4 protein-coding genes are annotated in these 4,146 nt (G+C 75.3%); all 4 read left to right on the forward strand.

All coding sequences use genetic code 11. The features are described from left to right. Positions 1 to 87: 87 nt before the first annotated feature. Complete coding sequence (locus FOE67_RS18525) at positions 88 to 2,415, forward strand: UvrD-helicase domain-containing protein (protein ID WP_182665738.1); 2,328 nt, start codon at positions 88 to 90, stop codon at positions 2,413 to 2,415. A gap of 154 nt (positions 2,416 to 2,569) precedes the next feature. Next, positions 2,570 to 2,884, forward strand: coding sequence for a hypothetical protein (locus FOE67_RS29475; protein WP_228474026.1), 315 nt, complete (start codon positions 2,570 to 2,572; stop codon positions 2,882 to 2,884). Between the two features lie 136 nt (positions 2,885 to 3,020). Beyond that, positions 3,021 to 3,377 (forward strand): WhiB family transcriptional regulator, encoded by a 357-nt coding sequence (locus FOE67_RS18530; RefSeq protein WP_182665734.1) that lies wholly within the window; start codon positions 3,021 to 3,023, stop codon positions 3,375 to 3,377. Then, positions 3,374 to 3,700, forward strand: coding sequence for a putative WhiB-interacting protein (locus tag FOE67_RS18535; RefSeq protein WP_182665736.1), 327 nt, complete (start codon positions 3,374 to 3,376; stop codon positions 3,698 to 3,700). Before FOE67_RS18530 ends, FOE67_RS18535 begins: the two co-directional genes overlap by 4 nt. Positions 3,701 to 4,146: the final 446 nt, after the last annotated feature.

Consider the following 4,146-nt stretch of genomic DNA (forward strand, 5'->3'; position numbering starts at 1 on the left):
GACCCCGGCTCCCCGGCCGGAGCGCCCCCGCCCGGCGCGCCGACGCTCCCGCCGCCGGGAGCCGCGCCCCCGGCCGACCCGGAGGCGGTGCTCGACGGGCTGGATCCCGAGCAGCGGGCCGTCGCGACCACCCTGCGCGGACCGGTCTGCGTCCTCGCCGGCGCCGGCACCGGCAAGACCCGCGCCATCACCCACCGCATCGCCTACGGGGTGCGCACCGGCGTGCTGCAACCGGCCGGAGTCCTCGCGGTCACCTTCACCGCCCGGGCCGCCGGCGAGATGCGCGGCCGGCTCCGGGCCCTGGGCGCGGGCGGGGTGCAGGCCCGCACCTTCCACTCGGCGGCGCTGCGCCAGCTCCAGTACTTCTGGCCCAAGGCCGTCGGCGGCGAACCGCCCCGCCTGGTGGAGCGGAAGGTCCAGCTGGTGGCGGAGGCCGCCGCGCGGTCCCGGATCCGGCTGGAGCGGGCCGAACTGCGGGACGTCACCTCCGAGATCGAGTGGGCCAAGGTCACCCGCACCACCCCCGAGGACTACCCGGCGGCGGTCGCCAAGTCCTCCCGGGAGGCGCCGCGCGACCCCGCCGAGACCAGCCGGATCTACGCCGCCTACGAGCAGCTCAAGCAGGACCGCTCGGTGATCGACTTCGAGGACGTCCTGCTGCTCACCGTCGGCATCCTGCAGGAACGTCCGGACATCGCCGACACCGTCCGCCGCCAGTACCAGCACTTCGTCGTGGACGAGTACCAGGACGTCAGCCCCCTGCAGCAGGGGCTGCTGGAGCTGTGGCTGGGGGACCGGGACAACCTCTGCGTGGTGGGGGACGCGAGCCAGACCATCTACTCCTTCACCGGCGCCACCCCCGACCACCTGTTGAACTTCCGGTTGCGCCATCCGGGGGCCACGGTGGTCAAGCTGGTGCGCGACTACCGCTCCACGCCCCAGGTCGTGCACCTGGCCAACGGCCTCCTCGCGCAGGCACGCGGTCGGGCCGCCGAACACCGCCTGGAGCTGGTCTCCCAGCGTCCGCCGGGCCCCGAGCCGGTCTTCGCCGAGCACCCGGACGAGCCGACCGAGGCGGAGAGCACCGCGCGGCGGGTCCGCGACCTCATCGCGGCGGGGACCCCGGCCTCGGAGATCGCCGTGCTCTTCCGGATCAACGCCCAGTCCGAGATCTACGAGCAGGCCCTCGCCGACGCGGGCGTCCCCTACCAGCTCAAGGGGGCCGAGCGGTTCTTCGAGCGGCCGGAGATCCGGCAGGCGGGCCTGGCGCTGCGCGGGGCCTCGCGCGCCGGGGGCAACGACACCGCGCTGGAGGGTCTGGAGGACCGGCGGTTGGCGGAGCGGGTCGCGGCTGTGCTCGGCGGCACCGGCTGGACCCCCGACCCCCCGACCGGCTCGGGCGCGGCCCGCGACCGCTGGGAGTCCCTGCGCGCGCTGGTGCGGCTGGCCGAGGAGTTCGGCGCCGCCCGGCCGGAGGCGTCGCTGCGGGACTTCGTGGAGGAATTGGACGAGCGCGCCCGGGCCCAGCACGCCCCCACCGTGGACGGCGTCACCCTGGCCTCCCTGCACACCGCCAAGGGGCTGGAGTGGGACGCGGTCTTCCTCGTCGGACTCACCGAGGGGATGCTGCCGATCACCTACGCCCGCACCCCCGAGCAGATCGAGGAGGAGCGGCGGCTGCTGTACGTGGGGGTGACCCGGGCGCGGAAGCTGCTCTCGCTGTCCTGGGCCCTGGCCCGCTCGCCGGGTGGGCGCGCGGGGCGCCGCCCGAGCCGCTTCCTGGAGGGCCTGCGCCCCGGTTCGGGGGCGCGCGGGGGCTCGGCCGGCGCGCGCGCCGGGGGAGTGGAGCGCGGCGCGGGTGCCGGTTCCCGACGGCGGCAGCGCGGACCCGTCCCGTGCCGGGTGTGCGGACGCACCCTCACCGAGGCGGCCGAGCTGAAGCTGCGCCGCTGCGCCGACTGCCCCTCCACGATGGACGAGGGGTTGTACGAGCGGTTGCGCGAGTGGCGGTTGGAGCGCGCCACGGAACTCGGGCGCCCCGCGTACACCGTGTTCACCGACGTCACCCTGATGGCGATCGCGGAGACCTCGCCCTCGGAGATGCGGGAGTTGTCCCGCATCTCCGGGGTGGGACCGCACAAGCTCCGCCAATTCGGTGACCAGGTGCTGCGGCTCTGCGCCGGCCTGCCGGCCGATCCGGAGCCGGGGGCGGGGGCGGATCCGGCCACGGACCCGGGGCCGGAGGCGCCCGGGGAGGCGGGGGACCCGTGGGCCGGTCCCGTGGACGAGCCCGACCCGGAGCCGGTGGATCCGGGGGAGGACCCCCCGGGGGACCCGGACGACGCCTTCGAGGACCTCTTCGGGGAGCGGTCCGAAGCGGAGTCCCGGGGTCCGGGAAAAACCGCCGGAAAATAGTTTGCGCGCGGTGGAGGAATGCGCATAGCGTGCTTCCACGGCCGCGGGGCCGGGGGCTCTCCCCCCGGAACCCGGTGAGCCGCGTCATGTCTGTCCGAGTCCGCGAGGGCTCCGTACGCGCCGAGAGGAGGCGAATCCGATGTTGGCACTTCCGATGACCAAAGCCGTCCGTTGTCAGGACGCCCTCGTTCGCCTGCCCGGCGCGCCGTGGCCGTTCGGCACCACCCGTGTGTCCTCCGTCCCCGCCGATCCGTCGGCGTGCGAGCGGAAGTCCGCGAAGGGTGCCCTCGGAGTCGCGACCCCGGCCGTAGTGGCGGCCGAGGCCGTTCCGAGCGGCGCGTACGTCCCGGCAGAAGCACGTATCCGCGGCCTCGAGGCCGCCGGCTTCCGTGCGACCACGCGGTTCAACCAGCACGTCATCCGGATGTGGGCCCTCCGCGGGCTTGATCCCCGGAAAGATCCAACCTGATCGGCGAGATCAGGTCGGCACCTTCCAGGGCCGCGGAACCCCATCCGGGATCCGCGGCCCTTTCGTTTGTCCCGGAGGCCCGTCCTCCGGGGGAGACGCAGCCGGAACACCGACGACGAGACGAGGAACCACCACCGTGCGACTCGCACCCTCCGCTCCCTCATCGCCCGACCTGACCGCACCACCCGATCCGGAGATCCCCGTGACCCCGTTGTTCACGCTCAACGAGCTGGACGAGGCCATCGACCGACTCGACTCCCGAGTCCCCTGCCGCTCCTACGACCCGGAGGTCTTCTTCGCCGAGTCCCCCGAGGACGTCGAGTACGCGAAGTCCCTCTGCGCCGGCTGCCCCCTGAGGGAGGCATGCCTGGCGGGGGCGAAGGAGCGCCGCGAGCCCTGGGGCGTCTGGGGCGGCGAACTCTTCGTCCAGGGCGTCGTCGTGCCCCGCAAGCGCCCCCGCGGGCGTCCGCGCAAGAACCCGGTCGTCGCATGAACATCACCGGCACGATCGGCCGACCCGCACCGCACGGCCCCGAACAGAGCACGCACATGAACGACCACCACCGCGGCGGAAGCCGCCTCGTCGACGCGGCCGAACCGCGTCCCGCACCGAACAGGACCCGAGAGATGGAACTCCTACCCGAAGCCATGGCCCGCTCGCAGTTGAGCGAGCGCCTGCGCGAGGCCGAATCCCAACGCAGGGCCTACCACCTGGCCCTGTCGGCCCGGATGGAGCGCCGCTCGCGGCGGCTCCACCGCCGGGCCGAGCGGGCCTCGCGGCGGGCCCGCCGGGCCCTGGCCCGCGCCCTGATGTGAGCCTGCGGCCGGTGAGCCGGCCCGAACCGACCGTCCCGCTCCGGGGGCCGGCACGCGGAGATCCCGCGTGCCGGCCCCCGGCCGCGTCGTGTCCGCCTCCGGGGCGCCGGTCGCGGCGGGCCGGTCGGGGAGGGCCCGCCCCGGGGACGGCCGCGGCCCTCCCGACTGCCGGGGGCTCCCGGCCGGGACCGGGCGCTCGAGCCCACCCGCGCCCGGACACGATCGCCCGCTCGGGTTCGGCCCCTCCCGTCCCTTCCCGGGGCCGACCCCTGCCGGTCGCTCCCGCCCTTCCCGGTTCCGGCCGGTGCCGTACAGGGGTCGTTCCCGGACAGGGGTACGGGGAACGGGCGCGGGACTCCCGGCCGGGGCGGACCGGCCCGGCTGTCGTCACCGCCACACCTCCGACCGCCCCGCGCCCCGGGGCCGTTACGGGTCCCGGTGGGGCC

Source organism: Streptomyces calidiresistens, from assembly GCF_014141525.1.
Classification (GTDB): domain Bacteria; phylum Actinomycetota; class Actinomycetes; order Streptomycetales; family Streptomycetaceae; genus Streptomyces; species Streptomyces calidiresistens.

Coding starts and splice junctions, on each gene's coding strand:
- FOE67_RS29475 (WP_228474026.1), top strand. CDS start 2,570: ATGACCAAAGCCGTCCGTTGTCAGGACGCCCTCGTTCGCCTGCCCGGC.
- FOE67_RS18535 (WP_182665736.1), top strand. CDS start 3,374: ATGAACATCACCGGCACGATCGGCCGACCCGCACCGCACGGCCCCGAA.